Annotated in this window: 17 protein-coding genes; 4 read left to right on the forward strand and 13 right to left on the reverse strand. The window is 63.8% G+C overall.

Going from position 1 to position 19,659, the window contains the following annotated elements; all coding sequences use genetic code 11:
• Positions 1–3: 3 nt before the first annotated feature.
• From ACH2DG_RS03805 to ACH2DG_RS03815, 3 genes are all read right to left on the reverse strand, one after another.
• Positions 4–1,767, reverse strand: coding sequence for a GspE/PulE family protein (locus ACH2DG_RS03805; RefSeq protein WP_395024410.1), 1,764 nt, complete (start codon positions 1,765–1,767; stop codon positions 4–6).
• Positions 1,768–2,077: 310 nt separating this feature from the next.
• Positions 2,078–2,857: a spermidine synthase gene (locus ACH2DG_RS03810; RefSeq protein ID WP_395024366.1), complete on the reverse strand. Its 780-nt coding sequence runs from the start codon at positions 2,855–2,857 to the stop codon at positions 2,078–2,080.
• Positions 2,854–3,777 (reverse strand): LysR family transcriptional regulator, encoded by a 924-nt coding sequence (locus tag ACH2DG_RS03815; RefSeq protein ID WP_395024367.1) that lies wholly within the window; start codon positions 3,775–3,777, stop codon positions 2,854–2,856. The genes ACH2DG_RS03810 and ACH2DG_RS03815 overlap by 4 nt, the downstream gene beginning before the upstream one ends.
• Before the next feature lie 99 nt (positions 3,778–3,876).
• On the opposite strand from ACH2DG_RS03815, the gene ACH2DG_RS03820 reads away from it, so the two are divergent.
• Positions 3,877–4,152: a DUF2798 domain-containing protein gene (locus ACH2DG_RS03820; protein WP_395024368.1), complete on the forward strand. Its 276-nt coding sequence runs from the start codon at positions 3,877–3,879 to the stop codon at positions 4,150–4,152.
• On the opposite strand, the gene ACH2DG_RS03825 is transcribed toward ACH2DG_RS03820, so the two are convergent.
• The 4 genes from ACH2DG_RS03825 to ACH2DG_RS03840 form a co-directional block, all read right to left on the reverse strand.
• Positions 4,131–4,655, reverse strand: a complete 525-nt coding sequence (locus tag ACH2DG_RS03825) for a DNA-deoxyinosine glycosylase (RefSeq protein WP_395024369.1) — start codon at positions 4,653–4,655, stop codon at positions 4,131–4,133. The two genes, ACH2DG_RS03820 and ACH2DG_RS03825, sit on opposite strands and share 22 nt — an antisense overlap.
• A complete protein-coding gene (locus ACH2DG_RS03830) occupies positions 4,648–5,514 on the reverse strand; it encodes a TatD family hydrolase (protein ID WP_395024370.1) in 867 nt (288 codons plus the stop codon). Before ACH2DG_RS03830 ends, ACH2DG_RS03825 begins: the two co-directional genes overlap by 8 nt.
• An 81-nt stretch (positions 5,515–5,595) precedes the next feature.
• Positions 5,596–6,276 (reverse strand): lipoprotein-releasing ABC transporter ATP-binding protein LolD, encoded by a 681-nt coding sequence (lolD, locus tag ACH2DG_RS03835; protein WP_395024371.1) that lies wholly within the window; start codon positions 6,274–6,276, stop codon positions 5,596–5,598.
• Positions 6,269–7,525, reverse strand: coding sequence for a lipoprotein-releasing ABC transporter permease subunit (locus tag ACH2DG_RS03840; protein WP_395024372.1), 1,257 nt, complete (start codon positions 7,523–7,525; stop codon positions 6,269–6,271). Before ACH2DG_RS03840 ends, lolD begins: the two co-directional genes overlap by 8 nt.
• 75 nt (positions 7,526–7,600) lie before the next feature.
• Between ACH2DG_RS03840 and ACH2DG_RS03845 the strand changes: the two genes are divergently transcribed.
• Entirely contained in the window at positions 7,601–8,521 is a 921-nt protein-coding gene (locus tag ACH2DG_RS03845) for a phosphoglycerate mutase (RefSeq protein WP_395024373.1), read from the forward strand.
• Positions 8,518–10,272: a single-stranded-DNA-specific exonuclease RecJ gene (recJ, locus tag ACH2DG_RS03850; RefSeq protein WP_395024374.1), complete on the forward strand. Its 1,755-nt coding sequence runs from the start codon at positions 8,518–8,520 to the stop codon at positions 10,270–10,272. The genes ACH2DG_RS03845 and recJ overlap by 4 nt, the downstream gene beginning before the upstream one ends.
• 61 nt (positions 10,273–10,333) lie before the next feature.
• Here recJ and ACH2DG_RS03855 read toward each other — a convergent pair whose 3' ends face one another.
• Positions 10,334–14,248, reverse strand: a complete 3,915-nt coding sequence (locus ACH2DG_RS03855; RefSeq protein ID WP_395024375.1) for a fibronectin type III domain-containing protein — start codon at positions 14,246–14,248, stop codon at positions 10,334–10,336.
• A gap of 299 nt (positions 14,249–14,547) precedes the next feature.
• Between ACH2DG_RS03855 and ACH2DG_RS03860 the strand changes: the two genes are divergently transcribed.
• Positions 14,548–15,804, forward strand: coding sequence for an NAD(P)/FAD-dependent oxidoreductase (locus ACH2DG_RS03860; protein WP_395024376.1), 1,257 nt, complete (start codon positions 14,548–14,550; stop codon positions 15,802–15,804).
• A 145-nt stretch (positions 15,805–15,949) separates the two neighbouring features.
• Here ACH2DG_RS03860 and ACH2DG_RS03865 read toward each other — a convergent pair whose 3' ends face one another.
• The 5 genes from ACH2DG_RS03865 to ACH2DG_RS03885 form a co-directional block, all read right to left on the reverse strand.
• Positions 15,950–16,639, reverse strand: a complete 690-nt coding sequence (locus tag ACH2DG_RS03865; protein ID WP_395024377.1) for an aspartate/glutamate racemase family protein — start codon at positions 16,637–16,639, stop codon at positions 15,950–15,952.
• Positions 16,639–17,112 carry an Lrp/AsnC family transcriptional regulator gene (locus ACH2DG_RS03870; protein ID WP_224151618.1) on the reverse strand — a complete coding sequence of 158 codons (474 nt, stop codon included), beginning with the start codon at positions 17,110–17,112 and terminating at the stop codon, positions 16,639–16,641. Before ACH2DG_RS03870 ends, ACH2DG_RS03865 begins: the two co-directional genes overlap by 1 nt.
• A gap of 16 nt (positions 17,113–17,128) precedes the next feature.
• Positions 17,129–17,902: an amino acid ABC transporter ATP-binding protein gene (locus tag ACH2DG_RS03875; protein WP_395024378.1), complete on the reverse strand. Its 774-nt coding sequence runs from the start codon at positions 17,900–17,902 to the stop codon at positions 17,129–17,131.
• A gap of 1 nt (position 17,903) precedes the next feature.
• The gene (locus tag ACH2DG_RS03880) at positions 17,904–18,572 is read right to left on the reverse strand and encodes an amino acid ABC transporter permease (protein ID WP_395024379.1); all 669 of its coding nucleotides are present in this window, start codon (positions 18,570–18,572) and stop codon (positions 17,904–17,906) included.
• A 92-nt stretch (positions 18,573–18,664) separates the two neighbouring features.
• Positions 18,665–19,498 (reverse strand): transporter substrate-binding domain-containing protein, encoded by an 834-nt coding sequence (locus ACH2DG_RS03885; protein ID WP_395024380.1) that lies wholly within the window; start codon positions 19,496–19,498, stop codon positions 18,665–18,667.
• Between the last annotated feature and the right edge of the window lie 161 nt (positions 19,499–19,659).

A 19,659-nucleotide genomic window follows, 5' to 3' on the forward strand; every position in this document is an offset into this window, starting at 1 on the left:
CTCTCAGCGGTCGCCCATCTCGATGGGCGGCGTGCTCGCGATGACTTCCTCGAAGGTGGTCATGCCTTCGGATACGCGTAGTGCGCCCGCCAGACGCAGCGGGTGCATGCCGTCCTTCACCGCCTGACGGCGCAGCCCAGACATGGAAGGCGAGGTGTGTACCTGGTCCTTGATCGCCTCGCTCACCGTCAACAGCTCATACAGACCCATGCGGCCACGGTAGCCGGTATTGCGGCACTCGTCACAACCCACGGGCTTGTAGGGCCTGTACTCGCGCTTGATCTTCCAGGGATGGATGGCATTGTTCAGTGCCCCCACGGTGCTTTCCCCATCGGGCTGCTTGCAGGTTTCGCACAGGGTGCGCACCAGGCGCTGGGCCAGCACGCCCAGCAACGTGGCGTTGATCAAGTAGGGCGGCACGCCCAGCTCCATCAGGCGGCTGATGGCGCTGGGTGCATCGTTGGTGTGCAGGGTAGAGAACACCAGATGGCCTGTCAGCGCCGCCTGCACCGCCATCTCGGCGGTCTCCAGATCGCGGATTTCGCCCACCATGATGATGTCCGGGTCCTGGCGCATCAGCGCACGCAGGCCTTCGGCAAAGCTGAAGTCGAGCACCGGCTGCACCTGCGTCTGGTTGAAGGCGGGCTCTATCATTTCGATCGGGTCTTCCACCGTCGAGACGTTCACCTCCTCCGTCGCCAGCCGCTTCAGGGTCGAGTACAGGGTGGTCGTCTTGCCCGAGCCGGTGGGGCCGGTCACCAGGATGATGCCGTGCGGACGCGATACCAACTGTTCCCAGCGCTGGGCGTCATGTGGGGTGAAGCCCAGTTCGGCCAGATCCTTGACCGTGTTTTCCGGGTCGAAGATACGCATCACCATCTTCTCGCCAAATGCGGTCGGCAAGGTCGAGAGGCGCATTTCCACCTCGTCGCCCAGGGTGTTGCGGGTCTTGATGCGGCCGTCCTGCGGGCGGCGCTTCTCCACCACATCAATACGGCCAAGCAGCTTGACGCGCGAGACGATGGCGTTGTGCACGCCAATGGGCATCTGGTAGACCTTGTGCAGCACGCCATCGATGCGGAAACGGATCACCGCCTGGTCGCGGCGCGGCTCCAGATGGATATCGCTGGCGCGCTGTGAAAACGCAAACTGCCACAGCCAATCGACCAGCCGAATGATGCCCTGGTCGTTGGCATCGAACTGCTGGTTGGAATTGCCCAGATCGACCAGTTGCTCAAAATTGCCGATGCTCGAGAGCGAGCCGCTCAGCTTGTTGGCCGCCTTGACCGATTTGGCCAGGGCAAAGAACTCGCTGCGGTACCTGTCGATATCCTTGGGGTTGGCAAGCACTCGCCGCACCTTGCGCCGTGCCTGGCGTTCCACCTCGCCCACCCACTCGTCGATCCAGGGCTCCTTGACGGCAATCACCACTTCCTGGGAGGAGACCTGCACCGGCAGGATGCCGTGGCGCTGGGCATACGGCGCGCCCATGGTTTCGGCCACCTTAGCCGCATCGGTCTTGAGCGGATCGATCTTGTAATAAGGCAGGCCGCAGTGCTTGGCGACGAACTCGGTCAGCATCTCCACGTCGAGCGCCTTGCCATCCTGCGCGCGGGGCACCACCACGCTGGCCAGGCGAACAATCGGATGCTGGCTGCTGGACGCATGGCTGCATCGCTCGATCGTGGCCTTGGCAATGGCTGAAGTGATCCAGCCATCTGCCTGCAGCCAGCTGATGATCTGCACCAGATCAAGCGGGCGCTGCATCAGCGCAGACTTGGTGCTGCGGCCAGCGGGCAGGGATGCAGAACCCTGAGGAGCAGGTGTCGCCGGTGCGCTCACCGGATCATTGCTGTCCACAGTGCCGGGCACAAACACGGCAGAGCGCCGGCCGGAGGGGACAGACGGTGCAGGAGGGTCCGCATCCCTCGGCAAGCCAGCAGGATCCACCAGCACCGTATGTTGAAAATCCGGCTCGTCATCCGACGGGTGATCTGGCGCGCCCATGGTGCAATCCCTCATGTCATAGTTGGTCTGCCGAGGTTATACCTGAAAGCCCGCGCAGGCGGGGTAAAGCTCAGACCGCCGGTGCCACCACAGGTTTAAAAACCTTCAACCATTTGAGCGCGGGCAAACCTGTTGCCTGCTGTATGGCATCGGCGCGCTGCACCAGCAGGTCGCGCTCCGGGCGGCTGGAGGTGCGTTGTGCCAGCACGACGGTATTGCCTTCCTTCGTGGCGGCAAAACGCCAGACAGCGTCTTCGCCAAAAGCCTGCTGGATATGGGCCAGGCTGCGGGCGTAGCTGTTGGTGCGGCCAAAGAGATTCACCGTCATGCAGCCCTCGTCGGTCAGCAGGTTGCGACAATGCAGGTAGAAGTCGGGGCTGTCGAGCACCGGAGCCGCTGCCTCGTGGTCATACAGATCCACCTGCAAGGCGTCCACCGTCTGCAGGTACTGGGGCTTCTGGATTTCCGCTCCCGCGTCGCCCAGCACCACCTGCAATCTGTCGCTGTCGGGCGGCAGCTTGAACCACTGACGACATACAGAGATGACCTGCGGGTTCAGTTCCACCGCCGTGGTGGCCATGCCCAGCTTCTGCACGCAGAACTTGGTAGCCGCCGCCGCGCCCAGGCCCAACTGCATGGCGCGGCGCTCGGGCACGGTGGCCGGGTCCACCAGCAGCAGCCAGGCCATCATGCGCTGCACGTATTCCAGGTCGATATCGAATGGCTTCCTGATACGCATGGAGCCCTGCACCCAGGGGGTGCCCAGGTGCAGATAACGGATGCCATCGAAATCGGAAATGGTCACTTCAGGCAGCGCTGCATCGGCTGCCACGGTTTTTCTTTTGGTCATGGTGCGGGCATTATCTGCATTTGGCCTTGCAGTCGCGGATCGTTGGCCGAAAACTCCAGCAACAGGTCGATCAAGGCCCTCACCCGCGCGGGCAGATGGTGCTGTGGCCATAACAGCGATATATCGTGCGAACCCGCCTGCCACTGCGGCAGCACCGGCACCAGGCTGCCCTGCTCCAGATAGCTTGCGCAGGCCCACAGCGGGGCAAACAGCAGACCCAGGCCGCTGGCGGCCATGGCCGCCGCGATTGCCACATCGTTGACCATGCCGCGCATCGCAGTGCCGTAGAGCGACTGGCTGTAGACCTCCCCCGTCTGGCTGTGCGCAAGGCGCAGCTGGCGCAGTGGATCGGCCACGATCCAGCGCTGCCCGGCCAAATCCTGCGGACCGTTGATGGGCGCAGCCTGGGCCAGGTAGCCGGGCGATGCCAGCAAGCCCATGGCGGCATGGCCCAGCCTGCGCCCTGTCAGGCTCGAATCGGCAAGCGTTCCGACGCGAATGGCCAGATCGGCCCCCTGCTCCAGCAGGTCCTCCCGCAGATTGGACAGGCGCAAATCCAGTTGCACACCCGGGTAGCGCGCCAGAAACTCCTGCCATACCGGCAACAACAGGCCTTTGGCCAGGTTCATGGGTGCCAGCACACGCACCGTGCCCTGCACCTGGGTAAGGCTCTGCTCCAGATTCTGCGTGGCCTGTGCCAGCGACTGCAACAGCGGGCTGCAGCGCTCGAAGTAGGCCTGGCCCTCGGGCGTCGGCAGCATGCGGCGGGCGCTGCGGTGCAGCAGCTTGCATCCCAGTTGGCGCTCCAATTGCTGCAGGCGGCGTGTCACGGTCGCTGGCGGTAGTCCGGCCCTGCGCGCCGCTGCGCTCAGGCTGCCGCTTTCCACAATGGCGACAAACAAGGCCAGATCATCGAACATGATTTCAAATATGGAATTTAAAAATGATAATTTATCTCTTTTTTCTAATTTAAGCAGAATCTACACTGCAAGCCATTCACAAGAAAGGCTTCGCACACCATGTCTCTCGCACTCAAACAACGCTTGCTCACCTCCATGCTGATGTCTCTGCTGCTCAGCGGGCTGATGACCGCCTGGGTCACCTGGCTGAATCTGGGTTTCACCGCGCATTTCGTCGGCCTGTGGCTGCATGCCTATGTGTGTGCCTGGCCAGCGGCCTTCGTCATCGTGGTGCTGCTGGGCCCATGGGTGCAAAGGCTGTCACTGCGCCTGCTGCAAGGCCATGCGGCCACACCCATGCCCCTGGCCCGTGTTCAGACCGGCAAGCCGCAGTGACGCAGCACCTCGCGCCAGCCCTCCAGCTTGCGCTGCATGCTCCATGACGCATTGGCCGGGCTGGTGGATGGCAGCCGGTACACCGGCAGGCCAAGGATGGCCTGAACGGACTTTGCATGGCGAAAGCTTTCGCCGCCATTGTGGGCGGCTGCCACCAATTGCGGGCAATGGGCCTTCAGCGCAGCAAAATCGTTGACCGTTGCGTTACGGATGGCACTGTCGAGGCTGCCGGCGCGCTCGCAACTGGCGTAGACATCCCACAGCCCCAGCCCGCGCGCCAGCAGCCATTCGCAGCGGCCCGCATAATCGGGCGGCTGCGGGTACTGCGGCCACAACTGCGCCAGAATGGGCCAGAAGTGGTTGCGCGGGTAGGCATAGTATTGCCGGGCGCCCAGCGATGCAGCGCCGGGAAAGCTCCCGAGGATCAGCACCCGAGTCTCTGCCCCCACCACCGGCGGCAGGCCATACAGCACCGGCGAAGACTCCTCGCGCGCGTCAGCCATGGCGCGTTCCTGCCAGCAGAGCACCCAGCTTGGGCAGTACCCGGCAGGCATTGGCAGTGGTGATTTGCATCCAATCTTGTAGCATTTCGCGCTTGTCTGATGCACCCTGGGCGCGTATTTCCTGCAGAACCTGCGCAATACGCGGTATCTCGGCAGGCTGGTTGCGCCCCTGCGGCACGCCCCGCGCCCTCTGCTCGGCCGTGGTATAGAGCCAATGCGGTGGGATATCCGGCGCGTCGGTCTCGATGACGATGCTCTCCATCGGCACCGTTTGCAACAGGCGGTGCAGGTGGAGCGCCCGGTCATAGGTCAGCGCACCGCCAAAGCCCAGCGCAAAGCCGCGTTCCACAAACTGCTGTGCCTGCTGCAGGCTGCCGTTGAAGGCATGGGCAATGCCGCCCATCACCGGCCACTGCCGTAGGGCCTTGAGCAACTGGTCGCTGGATTTGCGCACATGCACGATCACCGGCAGGTCAAAACGGCGCGCCAGCTTGAGTTGTTCCTGGTAGAACCAGGTCTGCCGTTCTGCATCCAGGCCTTCGACAAAGAAATCAAGCCCTATCTCGCCGATGGCCACCAGGCGCGGGTCATCGCGGCAGTCTTCCAGCATTTGCGCCAGTGCGTCGATATCACGCTCATGAGCACGACCCGGGCCGGTATAGAGCGGGTGGATGCCCAGCGCGTAGCTGTCGCCCCAACGGTGGGCCAGCTCGCGCACCGTCTCCCAATCCATGCGACCAATGGCAGGGATGACGCAGTGCGCCACACCGGCGGCACGCGCAGCCTCGCGCAACTGGTCGCGATCGGGGTCAAACTCGGGCGCGTCCCAGTGGCAGTGGGTGTCGATCCAGAAGCTCACGATATGCGGCTATGCTCGTCCATCAAACGCTATCAAAATATGAGCTATCAACAATTACCATTTAAGCACTGACAGCCCGTTTCATTCAAATCTGCCATTGGCCATGCGTACGGCGCGGTCGCAGCGCTTTGCCAGTTCTCCATCATGCGTCACCATCACAAACGCGGTGCCCTGCTCACGAGCGAGCTGCATCATCAGCGCAAACACGGTATCAGCGGTGGAGCGGTCCAGGTTGCCGGTGGGCTCGTCCGCCAGCACGCAGGCCGGTTGGGTGACGAGCGCCCGTGCAATAGCCACGCGCTGGCGCTCGCCGCCCGACAGCTCGGCCGGGCGGTGCTGCACGCGGTCCTTCAGGCCTACGGCGGCCAGCATGGCCTCGGCGCGCGCCGTACACGCTTCGTAAGGCATGCGGCGGATGCGCAACGGCATGGCCACATTGTCGAGTGCACTGAACTCGGGCAACAAATGGTGAAACTGGTAGATGAAGCCCAGGTGCTGGTTGCGCAACTGACCCTGTCGCGCAGGGCTCAATTCGCCCAGCAACTGGCCCTTCAGGCGCACCGAGCCGCTGGTGGGCTCATCGAGCCCACCCAGCAGGTGCAGCAAGGTGGATTTGCCCGAGCCGGAGGCCCCTACGATGGCCAGCGTTTCGCCAGCGCGTACCTCCAGATCGATGCCCTTGAGCACCTCCACATCCAGAAGTCCTTCGGAGAAACGCTTGGTCAGGCCGCTGGCCTGCAACACCACAGAAGAATCATTCATAACGCAGGGCCTCCGCAGGGTTGACGCGGCTGGCGCGCCAGCTCGGGTACAGCGTGGCCACAAAAGCCAGAATCAGCGAAATCACGGTGATCGGCACGATGTCGGCGCTTTGCGGCTCGCTCGGCATGCGGCTGATCAGGTAAATATCCTTGGGCAGGAAGCTGGTGTGCAGCGCCCGCTCGATGGCAGGCACGATCACATCGATGTTGCAGGCAATCAGCAAACCCAGCGCCAGGCCCGCCAGGGTGCCAATCACCCCGACCAGGGCGCCCTGCACCACGAACACGCCCATGATGCTTTTGGGACTGGCGCCCAGGGTTCGCAGGATGGCGATATCGGCGCGCTTGTCGGTCACGGTCATCACCAGGGTCGTCACCAGATTGAAGGCGGCCACCGCCACGATCAGGGTGAGGATGATGAACATCATGCGTTTTTCCACCTGCACGGCCGCAAACCAGGTCTTGTTCTGCTGCGTCCAGTCGCGAATCAGCAGATGGCCGCTGAGCGTCTTGGCCAGTTGCTGCACCACCTCGGGCGCGTCATGCAGGTTCTTGAGCTTGAGACGCACGCCGGTCGGCCCTTCCAGGCGGAAGAGCTTGGCAGCATCCTCGTAGTGCATCAGCACCAGGGCGGAGTCGTACTCATAGTGGCCCGAGTTGAATGTGCCCACGACATTCATCTGCTTGAGGCGCGGCACCACGCCAGCCGGTGTCACCTGGCCACTGGGCGCCACCAGCGTGACCTGATCGCCCGCCTCCACGCCCAGGATGCGCGCCAGCTCCGAGCCCAGCACCACATTGAAGCTGCCGGGCGTGAGCGCCTGCAGGGCTTGCTGCTGGATACCGGTGGCCATGTCGGTCACCTCGGGCTCCAGCGCCGGATCGATACCGCGCAGCAAGGCGCCGCGCATGTCTTCCCCACGTGCCACGAGTGCCTGGGCCGCCACGAAGGGGGCTGCACCGATGACATTGGGGTTCTGCCTGGCCTCGGCCATGGTCTTGGTCACGTCGGGCATGGCGTCGCCGCCGGGCGTGAAGATCTCGATATGCGAGACCACGCTGAGCATGCGGTCGCGCACCTCTTTCTGGAACCCGTTCATCACGGACAGCACGATGATGAGGGCTGCCACCCCCAGCGCAATGCCCAGCATGGACACACCCGAGATGAATGAAATGAACCCGTTGCGGCGCGTGGCGCGCCCCGCCCGGGTGTAGCGCCAGCCCAGCGCCAGCTCATAGGGAATCTGCATATGTTTTTGTAGCCATCATGGCGGCGGAAGCCACCGCTTGCAATCCAGCATTGTGGCATCGCTGACAATAGGCCCATGTCGGAATTCCAGCATTTGATCATTTCCTACGCAGCCTCCGACGAGGAGGGCTGCCAGCAGGCACTGCAAGACCTTGCACTGCCCGGGCTGCAGCAGTGGCTCAAAACCCTGCAGCCCGCCGCCACCGACAGCGGCGAGACCGAGGATTTTGCCCCGCCGCACGAACGCGCCCTCGCCCGCGCGCTGCAACTACCCACCCGCGCCACACCGTGGGCGGCATTGCACCAACTGCAGCAAGGCACAATGCCCGGCAATGCCGCCTGGGCCTTCATCACCCCTTGCCATTGGCATATTTCGCCCGACCAGGTCCGCATGAGCGAGCTGACTGCCGCGCAGATGCACGAGGCGCAGTCGCGCGAACTGCTTGCCGTCATGGCTCCCTGGTTTGCCGAGGACGGCATCACCCTCACCTATGACCGCCCAGACCGCTGGCTGGCGCAGGGCGAGGTATTCCGGGGCCTGGAAACCGCTTCGCTGGACCGTATTGCCCTGCGCGATGTGCGCCCCTGGCTGCCCAGCAAGGACCAGGCCGCCGTGCTGCACCGCCTGCAGACCGAGATGCAGATGCTGCTCTACATCCATGCCTGGAGCGACGCGCGCGAGGCTGCGGGCCAGGCACCCATCAATTCCTTCTGGGTGCATGGCGCCGGCGCACTGCCTTCCGGCTACCAGTTGCCCGCCACCATGCCAATGCTGAACACCGATTTGCGCGATGCTGCGCTCACCGGCAACTGGCCTGCCTGGCAAACGACCTGGCAGCAGCTCGATGCCAGCCTGCCTGCGGCCGCCCCTGCCAGACTCACCGTGTGTGGCGAAAAAAATGCTGTCACGCTGGAGCACGCCCCTGGAGGACTGCTCCAGAAAATCAAACAACTGTTTGACAGCCCGCATGCTGCCGATATGCTCCGTTCACTATGAAAATCCTAGCAAGAGATATCCCACCACGTACTGCCTGGGCATTGGAGCAAGCGGGTGTGCACCCACTGCTCGCCCGGCTGTTTGCCGCTCGCGGCGTACAGGCCGCTGCCGAGCTGGACGATGGCCTGGCCCAATTGCTCTCGCCCGCCGACCTGCTGGGCGCGCAGGATGCCGCCCGCCTGCTGGCCGACGCCATTGAGCAGCAGGCGCGCATCTGCGTGGTGGCCGATTACGACTGCGACGGTGCCACCGCCTGCGCCGTGGCCCTGCGCGGACTGCGCATGCTGGGTGCGGCCAACGTGCGCTACCTGGTGCCCGACCGCGTGGTAGACGGCTACGGTCTCACCCCCGCAATCGCCGAGCGGGTGCACCAGTTGGGCACCGATGTACTGGTGACCGTGGACAACGGCATCGCCAGCGTGGATGGCGTGGCCCGCGCCAAGGCGCTGGGCCTGACGGTGATCGTGACTGACCACCACCTGCCTGCAGCTACCCTGCCCGCAGCGGACGCCATCGTCAACCCCAACCAGCCAGCCTGCGGCTTTGCCAGCAAATCCATCGCGGGCGTGGGCGTGATGTTCTATGTGCTGATGGCCTTGCGCGCCGAGCTGCGCAGCCGTGGTGCTTTTGAAGATGCGAGCACTCCCTCGGGAAGCAATGCAGCGGCAAAACAGCCTCAGCCCCGGCTGGACACCCTGCTGCCCCTGGTGGCACTGGGCACGGTGGCCGATGTGGTCAAGCTCGATGCCAACAACCGGCGCCTCGTTGCCCAGGGCCTGCGCCGCATCCGTGCGGGCCAGATGCCGCCGGGCCTGGGGGCCTTGTTCTCGGCCGCCAGCCGGCGCGCGGCAGTCGCCAGCACTTTTGATTTCGGCTTTGCCCTGGGCCCGCGCATCAATGCCGCAGGGCGCCTTGCGGATATGACGATCGGCATCGAGTGCCTGCTGACGGAGGACGCATTGCGCGCCGACGAACTGGCACGCCAGCTCGATGCCATCAACCGCGAGCGCCGCGATATCGAAAGCGGCATGCGCGAGCACGCCATGCTGCTGGTCGAGGAACTGTTTGAAGAAGGCGAGGAGCCGCCTCCCGCTGTCAGCGTGTTCGACCCGGATTTCCACGAGGGCGTGGTCGGCATCGTGGCGTCGCGCATCAAGGACAAGCTGCACCGCCCCACCTTCGTCTTTGCCGCCAGCAGTGCGCCGGGGCATGAGCACGAACTCAAAGGCTCGGGCCGCTCGATCGCAGGCTTTCACCTGCGCGACGCGCTTGACCTGGTTGCCAAGCGCCACCCGGGCGTGCTGATCAAGTTTGGCGGCCACGCCATGGCCGCTGGCTGCACGATTGCCGAAGAACATTTTGAGGTGTTCGAGCAGGCGCTGGCAGAGGTGGCGCAGGAGTGGCTGGACGAGCGCACGCTCACCCGCCAGATGGAAACCGACGGCCCGCTGCCCGCGCAGTTTCGCCGTACCGAGACCGTGGACGCGATCAACAGCCAGGTCTGGGGCCAGGGCTTTGCCCCCCCGACCTTCAGCGAAGAGCTGGAGGTGATCAGCCAGCGCCTGGTGGGCGAAAAACACCTGTCCCTCAAGCTGCGCCACCAGGGCGAGATGGTGGATGGCATCTGGTTCGGCCATACCGAGCCCCTGCCTGCCAAGGTGCTGCTCGCCTACCGTCTCGACATCAACGAATGGCAGGGTCAGCGCAAGCTGCAATTTCTGGTGGAAGGGGCGCAGCTCACCGCCGGGTAGCAGGCTGCAACCGCGCACCGCACAGACATGGATGCGGCGCGCGGCAACTGGGGGCAGATGCTCAGCCCCTGCGACGCCACATGCCAAGGGCTGCCACGCCGGCCAGGGCCAGAGCGAGCAGTGCCCGGCCTGCATCCGACAGGGCAGGAACGCTCACGGCATTGGCGGGCGATACGGGTGTTGCTATCGGCGCCACAAGAAAGACCGGGTCGACAATCACGCCATTGGCCAGCCCGTCTTCATCGCCCTCGCCCCCATCAGTCACGGTAAAGCTGGCATGGCTGCGGTCTGCGGCAAACGCCCCGCCAATATTGCGCCACTGGCGAAGCGTGGCGTTGTATTTCCAGAGCTGCGCATTGGCCGGTGCCGCCAGCGGCAATTGCCAGCGCACATTGGCCGCACTGCCACTGGCGCCCCCGGCCAGGATGAATCCCAGCCCCTCGGGCATCACAAAACCATAGCCCTCCGGCAAGGCCGGCAGACCCGCGTTGCTCACGGTGCCTGCGGATGCGGTCGCGAACTGCCAGCCTTCTGCGCTGGTCTGCGCCAGGGTGCCACCACCGGCAGGCAACACATTGCCCATGGTGGACGGAAAGGCCACCTGAAAGCTGCGCTCCGCAACGCCAGGGTTGTCTTGCTGCGTCGCACGCAGCGTGCAGGTGCCCACCTGCAGCAGGCGCACCACGGAGCCCGTTACCGTGCAAACTGAAGGAGTCTGGCTGCTGAATGCGATGGGCACGCCCGCCATGCCGCCACCCGCAGACACAGCAAATGGAGTGGTGCCCAGTGCACGATCCGCCAGGGCCGGAAAATCGATACCCGCAGCCGCTGGTGCGCCGGTGGAGAACTTCTGCCCAGCCACCAGGCCCGCCACGCCCGCGTCATCCACCAGCACGCCGTACACGGCATAAGCGGTGTTGCTGGCAAGACCGGTGGCTTGAAGCGCCACAGGCTGGTGGGCGGCCAGTGCTGCATGGCCAGCCCACTGGGCAGGCTGGCCGCTTGCATCGGTACCCGCCCGCACCTGCTCCCAGCTTGGTGCAACTGCCGTAGCAGGCAGCACCACCGCATGGAACGACCCCGCCTGCGGCCCTTGCACGCTGAAGCCGGCATTGCCTGTTGACTGCAGGTTGACCAAAGGCAAGGCAGCAATGCGCACCACGTCACTGCGAAATTTCTTCCACGCTGCATAGGCCAGATCCTTGGCCGCGTTGCCATCCCCGTAAAAATCTGCGTCGCCGCAGTCGCTGAGAATGGTGGCGTCGCCCCCCTGAGCAAGCGAGCCGGGCAGCGCAGCAATCCCTTCCGCCGAGCATTCGCTGTTCCCGGGCGTGAAGGCTGCGACATCCACAGCGAGCAGGCGCACATTCAGTGCCAGGCCATCGCTCCTGGTGCGGCCATCCCACGAGAACAGGCGAAAATCGCGCGGTGCCGTGCCGGTGGCGCTGTTGGGCGGCCCCGCGATGATCAGGTATTCACCGCTCGCGTTCTTGCGGATCTCACGGATGCCCCGGCCACCCAGGTCCATGCGAATCGGTGCTCCGATGTCTGCCTGGCCTCTGGCTCCAGCGCTGCCGCCTGCCAGCGCCGCGTAATTGCGTACCGGAATGATCAAGGCATGCGAGCGGCCGCTGGCATCGTTGGCCTTGACTGCGGGCTGCCCTGGGGCGGACACCAGCGGCGCACGAAAACCCAGCCACATCTGCGAATCGTCGGGGCTGGTGCTGCTGCCCTCAATGGAAAAGCCGGAAAGCGTGTCGGCCTCCGGCGCCTGCTCGGCGGTGCCGTCATTGGAACTGGCCACCAGTCCCAGGTAGTTGGCACCCAGACCGTGTGCGTTGCCCGCATCCCAGGCGCGCACATCATCGCGCAGCCACTGGTAATAGCCAGTGATTGCCATGCTCTCGCTGTTCAAGTCGAGGGCAAAGAGGCGCCAGCGGTCCGGGCGCAGATAGCCCTTCTTGCTGTTGGAATGCGACCCCAGTATGTAGGCACGGCTTCCTACGATGAAGCTCGACTCCAGATCGACCTCACCGTCCGTCTTGCAGTTGCCGGGGTTGATCGCGCCAGCCTCCGTGCAATTGGCTTTGTTGCCCAGCCCCAGGCCGGCATCAGGCACCAGGGTGCGCACGGGCATGCCGCCCGTCTGGGGGTGGTAGGCAAAGAGCGCATTGCCGCCAGGCAGCGCGTTTGCTGCGCCATCCCTTGGCGGTGCCTCGTCGTCGGCCACCACCATGCTGCCATCTGCCAGCATGAAGGCAGAAGACGCATCCGAGCGCCCCTGGTACCAGCGCGTGCTGGCCGTTGCCGCTGTATTGGCCGATGCTGCATAGCGGATGGTGCGCGTAATGCTGGCACCCTTGGCATCGCTGATGGTGAGCACGATATCGGCATAGCCCACGCCGCTTGGCACCAGCTTCAGAGTGACTTTGCCATCCGCGCCGATGCTGGGCTGGATGCCGTCGCCAGTGATGACTGCGGACTGCGGGTTGGCCGGGCTGCCTGACACGCGCACTCCGGCTGCAGTGCCCGATGCGTCATGAACGGTGAAGGTGATATCCGGGTTGTAGGCCGATCCCACGACGCCAGAATATGCCGCACCGTCGGCCAGCGAGGTCGTCGGTGGCTCACTGCCCCCGACGATGCCTCCCGTCTGCGCGCTGGTGCTGCCCCCTGCGCTGTTGACAGCGCGAATACGCGCTTTCTGACCTGCCTGCAATTGCGTAAGCGCCACTTGCGTGGTCGTCGTCACCAGACTCTGGCTTGCACTGACAAAATTATCGCCGGAGACTTCGACGACATAGAAAGCAGGCGCGGGACCCGATGCGGGCGCGGTCCAGCGCAGCGTCGCGCTGCTGCCCGTCACATCGCTCAGTGCGGCAGCAGAGGGGGCACCCGGCACGCCGGGCGGGGCGCTGGCCTCTGGTGCCATGGCCACGCCATAGAACATCTCCTTGGCAGCGGGTGTGGCAACCACCACGGGCGCTCCATTCAGAACGCCCTGAGCGCCGCTGGTATCGAACAGCCGGTTCAATGCACCGTTGCCGTCCGTCGCAAAGATCATGGCATTGCCTTCACCTGTAGGCATGGCCACCAGACCATGCACACCCGCCAGTGCCACCGCGCCCCGTGCCTCCCAGGCATCGCCATTGCGCACGTATTTCTGGATGGTTCCCGCACTGTTGGCTGCAACATACAGGGTATCTGCGCCGACGGACGCCGGCTGGAGCCTGACAAAGGCAATGCCCCGGAAATTGTCGCTGGCCAAACCTGCAACGGGCAAGGCAGCGGGCGAGCCCGAGGTGGGCAGGCCAGTGCCGATCTGGTTGAGCGTTTCGCCCCCTGCAATCGAAACAAACAACTGCCCGGTCACCGCCAGCCCTTGCATATTGCCCGGAGCCAGTTGCAGCGGATTGGCACCTGCATACCAGATGCCGCCGAAATCGACACCTCCCTTGGGAACGGCGGCCTTGCCGCTTGCCCATGCGTCCACACAATCGCTGCTCGCAGCACTGCGGATGGAATCCCCGTCAAAGGCCTGCGCGCCCAACCGGCGGAAATTGCCAACCGAGCCGTCCGCCCCGACCAGGGCCAGGACACGCTGCGCCACCAAAGCAGTAGATGCCTTGAGCACGGGCGTATCTCCGGGAGCAGCAGCGTAACCCGGCACGGCCAGACACTGGCCGTTGGCCGAGCGCGTGAGCAAGCCTTCCGACCCTGTGCTGCTGGAGGTGAGTGAATTGCCGCTGGCTGCAGACAGTGATATCGCCTGCAGCCTGGTGCCATCCGCCCGGTACTCGGCAAGCGAGACCGTCTTGGCCCCTTTCTCCGCCCCGACGTTGTAGACCACCAGATTGCCGCCTTGGAATGGCGCGGACCAGGCATCCATTGGCAGGTTGGCCATGCCTGCCACCGATGCCAGTGCGGCGGCGCTTGCTGCACGCAGCTTCGATTTGTGGATGTCGTTGTATTGCACGGTCGATGGTCTCGCAGCGAAAAGCTTACAAATCGCAGCAATTTATCCACGCCATATGTCGATGCCGTGACAAACCCGGCGGTCTGACCCGCCATCTGCAAAGACGCAAACACCCTCGCCGTGCTCAGACTCAACCATGTTGACAGCACAGACTGCTATAGTTTTTTAGAATGCTGCTTCGGCCTGAATTCGTGCCGAGGTCACCACTTTTCACCAGGCAAATACCGCGCTTGTCTTTATCCTGCAAGCGCCATGCGCCATTGGTTGAGCATCCATCGCGCACCACAACACAACCATTCATGAGCAATATTTCCGTAGCCGTACTCGGAGCCGGCATGGTCGGCGTTGCAACGGCGCTGGCACTGCAGAAAAAGGGCTTTCAGGTCACCTTGCTGGACAGACGCGCGCCCGGCGAGGAAACCTCGTATGGCAACGCGGGCGTGATTGCCCGCAGCTCGTTGATGCCGTTCAACAATCCTGCCCTGTTCGGCAATTTGCCCACCTTGCTGAAGAACCAGAGTGCCAGCTTTCGCTACCGCCCACAGTTTCTGCTGCACAACCTGGGCTGGGCCACGAAGTTTCTGCTCCATGCGCGCGCCAGCATGTTCCGCGAAACCACCACCGCGCTCGACAGCCTCATCCGCCTGTCGATGACCGAGCATGCCCAACTGCTGCGCGCAAGCGGCTCCGCGCACCGCATGCGCGACAACGGCTACCTGATGGCCTACCGGCAGGCGGCAGCCCTGGGAGGCGCGGCACTGGCCCGCGAACGCATGGCGCATTTCGGCGTCTCGACCGAGGTGCTGGAGCGCGACCATATCCGCCAACTGGAGCCGGCGTTGAACCCGATCTTTGAGCGCGCGCTCTGGATCAAGGACAGCTGGTCGGTCGACAACCCGGGCGCTGTCGTCAAAGCCTATGCCGAACTGTTTCGCAAACAGGGCGGGCAGATCCTGCAGGCCCGTCTCAAGACGCTGGAGCCCCTGGCAGGCAGCCGCTGGCGCGTGGTGGGTGATGCCGGTGGCGCGGTGGAAGCCGACCGGATCGTCGTCGCCCTGGGCCCCTGGAGCCGCAACTTCATGGCCACTTTGGGAGTGCATGTGCCCATGGCCTATGAGCGCGGCTACCACATGCACTTTGCGCCGCCTGCGGCCTGCAACATCAGCCGTCCCATTTATGACACCGCCGGCGCTTACGTGATGACGCCCATGGAGCAAGGCCTACGCGTGAGCAGCGGCGTGGAGCTGACCGACCTGGATGCCCCGCCCAATCCGCTGCAGCTGGATCTGGCAGAAGCCGCAGCCCGCCAGGCCATCGACATGGGTGCGCGGCTGGAGCCCACACCCTGGCTGGGCCGCCGCCCCACCTTGCCCGACAGCCGCCCCATCATTGGCGCCATGCCCGGCAAGCGCAACCTGTGGCTCGCCTTTGGCCACCAGCACATCGGCTTCAGCACCGGCCCTGGCACCGGCGCCATTTTGGCGGCCCTGATGAACGGCGAGACGGCGCCTGTGGATGCCGCACCGTTCCGGGCGGAGCGGTTTCTGAAAGCTTGATCTGCGTCATTGCGCCAGAAGCTGCGCATACGGCGCAGCAAAAGGCTGTAGCAGCAGACCTTCATCCGTCCTCAACGCAGCCACCAAAAACAAGGCCCTGGCGCGCAATCCATGCGTGCCAGGGCTTTGTTTGAATGGAGCCCGTTCAGCCCAGCGCAGCCCAGCGCGCAGCCAGCAGGCTCACCACATCATGCACCGGCAAGCCCGTTGCCTGCGCCACGGCATCGCGGTAGACCGGCATGTTGGTGCATTCCAGAACCAGCGATTGGATCTGGGGATGCGCCTGCTGCAGTGCCACGGCAGCGGCAACCACATCGCGCCCGGCCTGTGCAATGTCCATCTCCGCTTCGTTTTGCAGAATGCGCGTGGCAAATTCGCTGCCGGGCGCCACGCCTTGTACGGGCGTTCCCGCAGGCACACCAGCAGCCTGCAGGATGCGCGGGGTCAGCGACGCTGCAGCAATCGTCACGACACCAGGCATGGGCAGGTCTGCGCATTGCAGCAGGCTGGAGCTGACCACCGGCACCGCCACGCTTTGCGCCAACAGGCCCTGGTAGGCTGCAAGGAACCCGCAGCTGGTGGAGATGAGCGCTGCGCCTTCGGCCTCCAGCTGCTGCGCGGCTTCCACAAATGGCTGCACAAAGCGTGGATCAGCCTCCTGCACAATCTTGGCCGGCAATGCACCTTCGACCTTCAGCATGCGCACCGGAATGCCCAGCTCCGCCCAGGTTTGCGGGTTGCCGATATCGCCAGGAGGCCGTGGAAAGCGCGTATCCAGCATCAGAATGCCGAGAAACGGCGCCGGCCACATGACGGCGCTGTGGCTGAAGCCCATCAGCCGCCCAGGTTGGGCATGGTGGGCAGCGCGCCGCGGCGGTCGATCTTGCGACTCAGGACCACCGAGGTATAGGTCTGGCGGATGCCATCGATCAGGCCGATGCGGTCGAGCAGCGCGTCGAGCTTTTCATTGGAGTCGCAGCGCAGAAAGATCATGTAGTCGTGCTGACCGGAAACGGCCGAGACCTCTTCCACCTCGGGAATGCCTTCGAGCACCTGCATCACCGATTGCGCCGTCTTGGGCATGACGGAAATGCCGCAGTAGGCACGCACGGCCGATTGTTCGAGCTTGCTGCCCAGGCGCACCCCGTAACCGGCAATGACGCCTTCCTTTTCAAGCCGTGCAATGCGGGCCACGACGGTGGTGCGCGCCAGGTTGAGCTTGCGGGCCAGCTTGGCCGTGGATTCACGGGCATCGGCCTGCAGCAAGGCGAGCAGCTTGCGGTCGATGTCGTCAAGTCGAAAATCCATTCCTTGTTCCCTCTTCTTAAGCAGTGTGGCCGATGATACGGCCCAAAAAGCTGCGCGTGGCTTCCTCGCGCGGATTGTCGATGACTTGCGATGGAGGCCCTTCTTCGACCACCACGCCATCACGCATGAAGACGACCTTGTCGGCCACCTCGCGCGCAAAAGCGATTTCGTGCGTCACGAGGATCATGGTCATGCCGTCTTTCGCCAGCGACTGGATGACCTGCAGCACCTCGCCCACCAGCTCCGGGTCCAGCGCCGAGGTGGCTTCGTCAAACAGCATCACCGAAGGCTGCATGGCCAACGCACGGGCAATGGCCACCCGCTGCTTCTGGCCGCCCGAGAGCTGGTCGGGCATCATGTGCGCACGCTCGGCCAGACCCACCTTCTGCAGCAAGGCTTGGGCGCGAGCCTCAGCCTCTGCCTTAGGCAAGCGCAATACGGTGATCGGCCCTTCCATCACGTTTTTCAGCACGCTCATGTGCGGAAACAGATTGAAGTGCTGAAACACCATGCCGGTGCGCGCACGAAAACCGGCCAGCACCTTGTCCTTGGGCAGTTGCGTGGCGCTGCCGCTGAAGGCGAGCGACTGCGCATCCACACGGATGTCTCCGCCGTCCGGCACCGTCAGCAGGTTGATGCAGCGCAGCAAGGTGGATTTGCCCGAGCCCGAGGGGCCGATCAATGCAACCACCTGGCCGCGGTTCACTTCCAGGCAGATGTCCTTGAGCACCTCGAGCTTGCCGAAGGACTTTTTCAGGCCCTTGATACAAATGAGCGGTTGGTCCTGCATCTCAGGCCTCCTTGGCAGTCAGGCTGCCGTGTTCCAGGCGTTTGGCCCACAGGGTGATCGGGAACAGGATCACAAAATACGCAATCGCGATGAAGGTGTAGACCTCCAGCGGACGGTAGGTGTCGTGCGCAATCACCTGGCCCTGGTAGAGCAGATCCGGCACGGCCAGCACCATCAGCAGCGAGGTGTTCTTGAGCTGCAGAATGGATTGGTTGACGAGCGGCGGAATCATCTTGCGAAAAGCCTGCGGCAGGATGATGCGGCGCATGACCTGTCCGCGCGTCATGCCGATGGCCTGGCCGGCCTCGGTCTGACCAATGTCCGTGGAAATGATGCCGCCCCGGATGATTTCGGAATAGAACGCCCCGCCATACAGCGAAAGGCACAGCGCAGCCGCCACGGGCGCGCTCATCTCGATGCCGGTGAGCACGGGCAGCGCATAGTAGAACCACACCAGTTGCACCAGCACCGGCGTGCAGCGGAACACCTCGACAAAGGCGCGCAGCGGCACAGTGACCACCTTGTGGCGCGAGAGCCGACCCAGCCCCGCGACCAATCCGATCGCCAGCCCGCCCAGCACACAGATCACCGTGAACAGCAGGGTGTAACCGATTCCACCCACCAGCAAGGTGCGGTACTTCCAGAGGAAGCCAAAGTCCCATTCGTACATATCTCAACCAACCTTGAACGCATACACCCCGGAACGGCGCAATGCCATGCCGGGGTGCGTCGCACAGGCCTGGGGCCCATGCATGTGCATGCTTAAAACTTCACTTCCTTGGGGAAGGCGTCGGCCTTCACGCCGGCGAGCTTTTCCATGTTCTTGAGCACCACGGACTGGATCTCGCCCTTGCTGCGGGCCTCATCCAGCCACTCGTTCACGGCGTTCTCGAAATCCTTGTTCGCCTCCTTGCGCAGGCCCACATTGGTGTTGGCGGTCTCGACAGGCGTTGGCACATACACCGTGCCCACATCGGGGCGCTTGGCAACCAGTGGCTGCGACAGCAGCACCACCAGCACCTGGCAGTCGGAGCGGCCGGTCTGCACCGACATGGTGGCCGCGCCCGAGCTTTCCAGACGCGAGATACTGGCCTTGGGCAGCGCGCGGGTGGCGAACTGGTCCTGGTTGGAGCCAATATCCACGACCACCTTGGCCTCGGGCTTGTTCAGCTGCTCCCAGGTCTTGACCGGCTCATGGCCCTTCTTGCACACGGCCGTGAAGGTGTTGTTCAACAGGGGCTTGGAGAAGTTCACCACCTCCTGGCGCTGCGGAGTTGGCGCCAGGGCAAACATCAGGTCGATCTTGTTGGACTGCAGGTCCAGCACGGAATTGCCCCAGGTCGTTTCCACAAACTTGACCTGCACGCCGAGCTTCTTGGCCAGGCTTTCACCAAAATCGGGGCCAAAGCCTTCCCATTTTTGCGAGACCAGATCCTTGTTGAAGTAGGGAATCGCGCCAGCCACGGTCCCCACGCGCAACTCCTTGGTACGCTTGACGCGTTCCATGGTCGACTCCTGCGCCATGGCTGCGCCCGCGACTGCAACGCCAGCAACCGCCAGCGCGGCCACACCCATCCACCTTTTGACAGCAAACATTCTGATTCCCCGGTCGCAGTGTTGCACCGCGCAATGTAAAAACCGACAGTGTATTCCTCTGAAAACCCAGGTGAAAAATACAAAACGTCGAGATGTATCAATATTTTCGTCAAACTGACGAAAAACTGACAATTTAGGGGTTAATACCGACTTTCACCGGG

Source organism: Comamonas odontotermitis, from assembly GCF_040396735.1.
GTDB classification, from domain to species: domain Bacteria; phylum Pseudomonadota; class Gammaproteobacteria; order Burkholderiales; family Burkholderiaceae_C; genus Comamonas; species Comamonas odontotermitis_C.

Bases quoted from the DNA above. Each gene is read 5' to 3' on its own strand.
- ACH2DG_RS03805 (WP_395024410.1), bottom strand. From the start codon at position 1,767: ATGCAGCGCCCGCTTGATCTGGTGCAGATCATCAGCTGGCTGCAGGCA.
- ACH2DG_RS03810 (WP_395024366.1), bottom strand. From the start codon at position 2,857: ATGACCAAAAGAAAAACCGTGGCAGCCGATGCAGCGCTGCCTGAAGTG.
- ACH2DG_RS03815 (WP_395024367.1), bottom strand. From the start codon at position 3,777: ATGTTCGATGATCTGGCCTTGTTTGTCGCCATTGTGGAAAGCGGCAGC.
- ACH2DG_RS03820 (WP_395024368.1), top strand. From the start codon at position 3,877: ATGTCTCTCGCACTCAAACAACGCTTGCTCACCTCCATGCTGATGTCT.
- ACH2DG_RS03825 (WP_395024369.1), bottom strand. From the start codon at position 4,655: ATGGCTGACGCGCGCGAGGAGTCTTCGCCGGTGCTGTATGGCCTGCCG.
- lolD (WP_395024371.1), bottom strand. From the start codon at position 6,276: ATGAATGATTCTTCTGTGGTGTTGCAGGCCAGCGGCCTGACCAAGCGT.
- ACH2DG_RS03840 (WP_395024372.1), bottom strand. From the start codon at position 7,525: ATGCAGATTCCCTATGAGCTGGCGCTGGGCTGGCGCTACACCCGGGCG.
- ACH2DG_RS03845 (WP_395024373.1), top strand. From the start codon at position 7,601: ATGTCGGAATTCCAGCATTTGATCATTTCCTACGCAGCCTCCGACGAG.
- recJ (WP_395024374.1), top strand. From the start codon at position 8,518: ATGAAAATCCTAGCAAGAGATATCCCACCACGTACTGCCTGGGCATTG.
- ACH2DG_RS03860 (WP_395024376.1), top strand. From the start codon at position 14,548: ATGAGCAATATTTCCGTAGCCGTACTCGGAGCCGGCATGGTCGGCGTT.
- ACH2DG_RS03865 (WP_395024377.1), bottom strand. From the start codon at position 16,639: ATGGGCTTCAGCCACAGCGCCGTCATGTGGCCGGCGCCGTTTCTCGGC.
- ACH2DG_RS03870 (WP_224151618.1), bottom strand. From the start codon at position 17,112: ATGGATTTTCGACTTGACGACATCGACCGCAAGCTGCTCGCCTTGCTG.
- ACH2DG_RS03875 (WP_395024378.1), bottom strand. From the start codon at position 17,902: ATGCAGGACCAACCGCTCATTTGTATCAAGGGCCTGAAAAAGTCCTTC.
- ACH2DG_RS03880 (WP_395024379.1), bottom strand. From the start codon at position 18,572: ATGTACGAATGGGACTTTGGCTTCCTCTGGAAGTACCGCACCTTGCTG.
- ACH2DG_RS03885 (WP_395024380.1), bottom strand. From the start codon at position 19,498: ATGTTTGCTGTCAAAAGGTGGATGGGTGTGGCCGCGCTGGCGGTTGCT.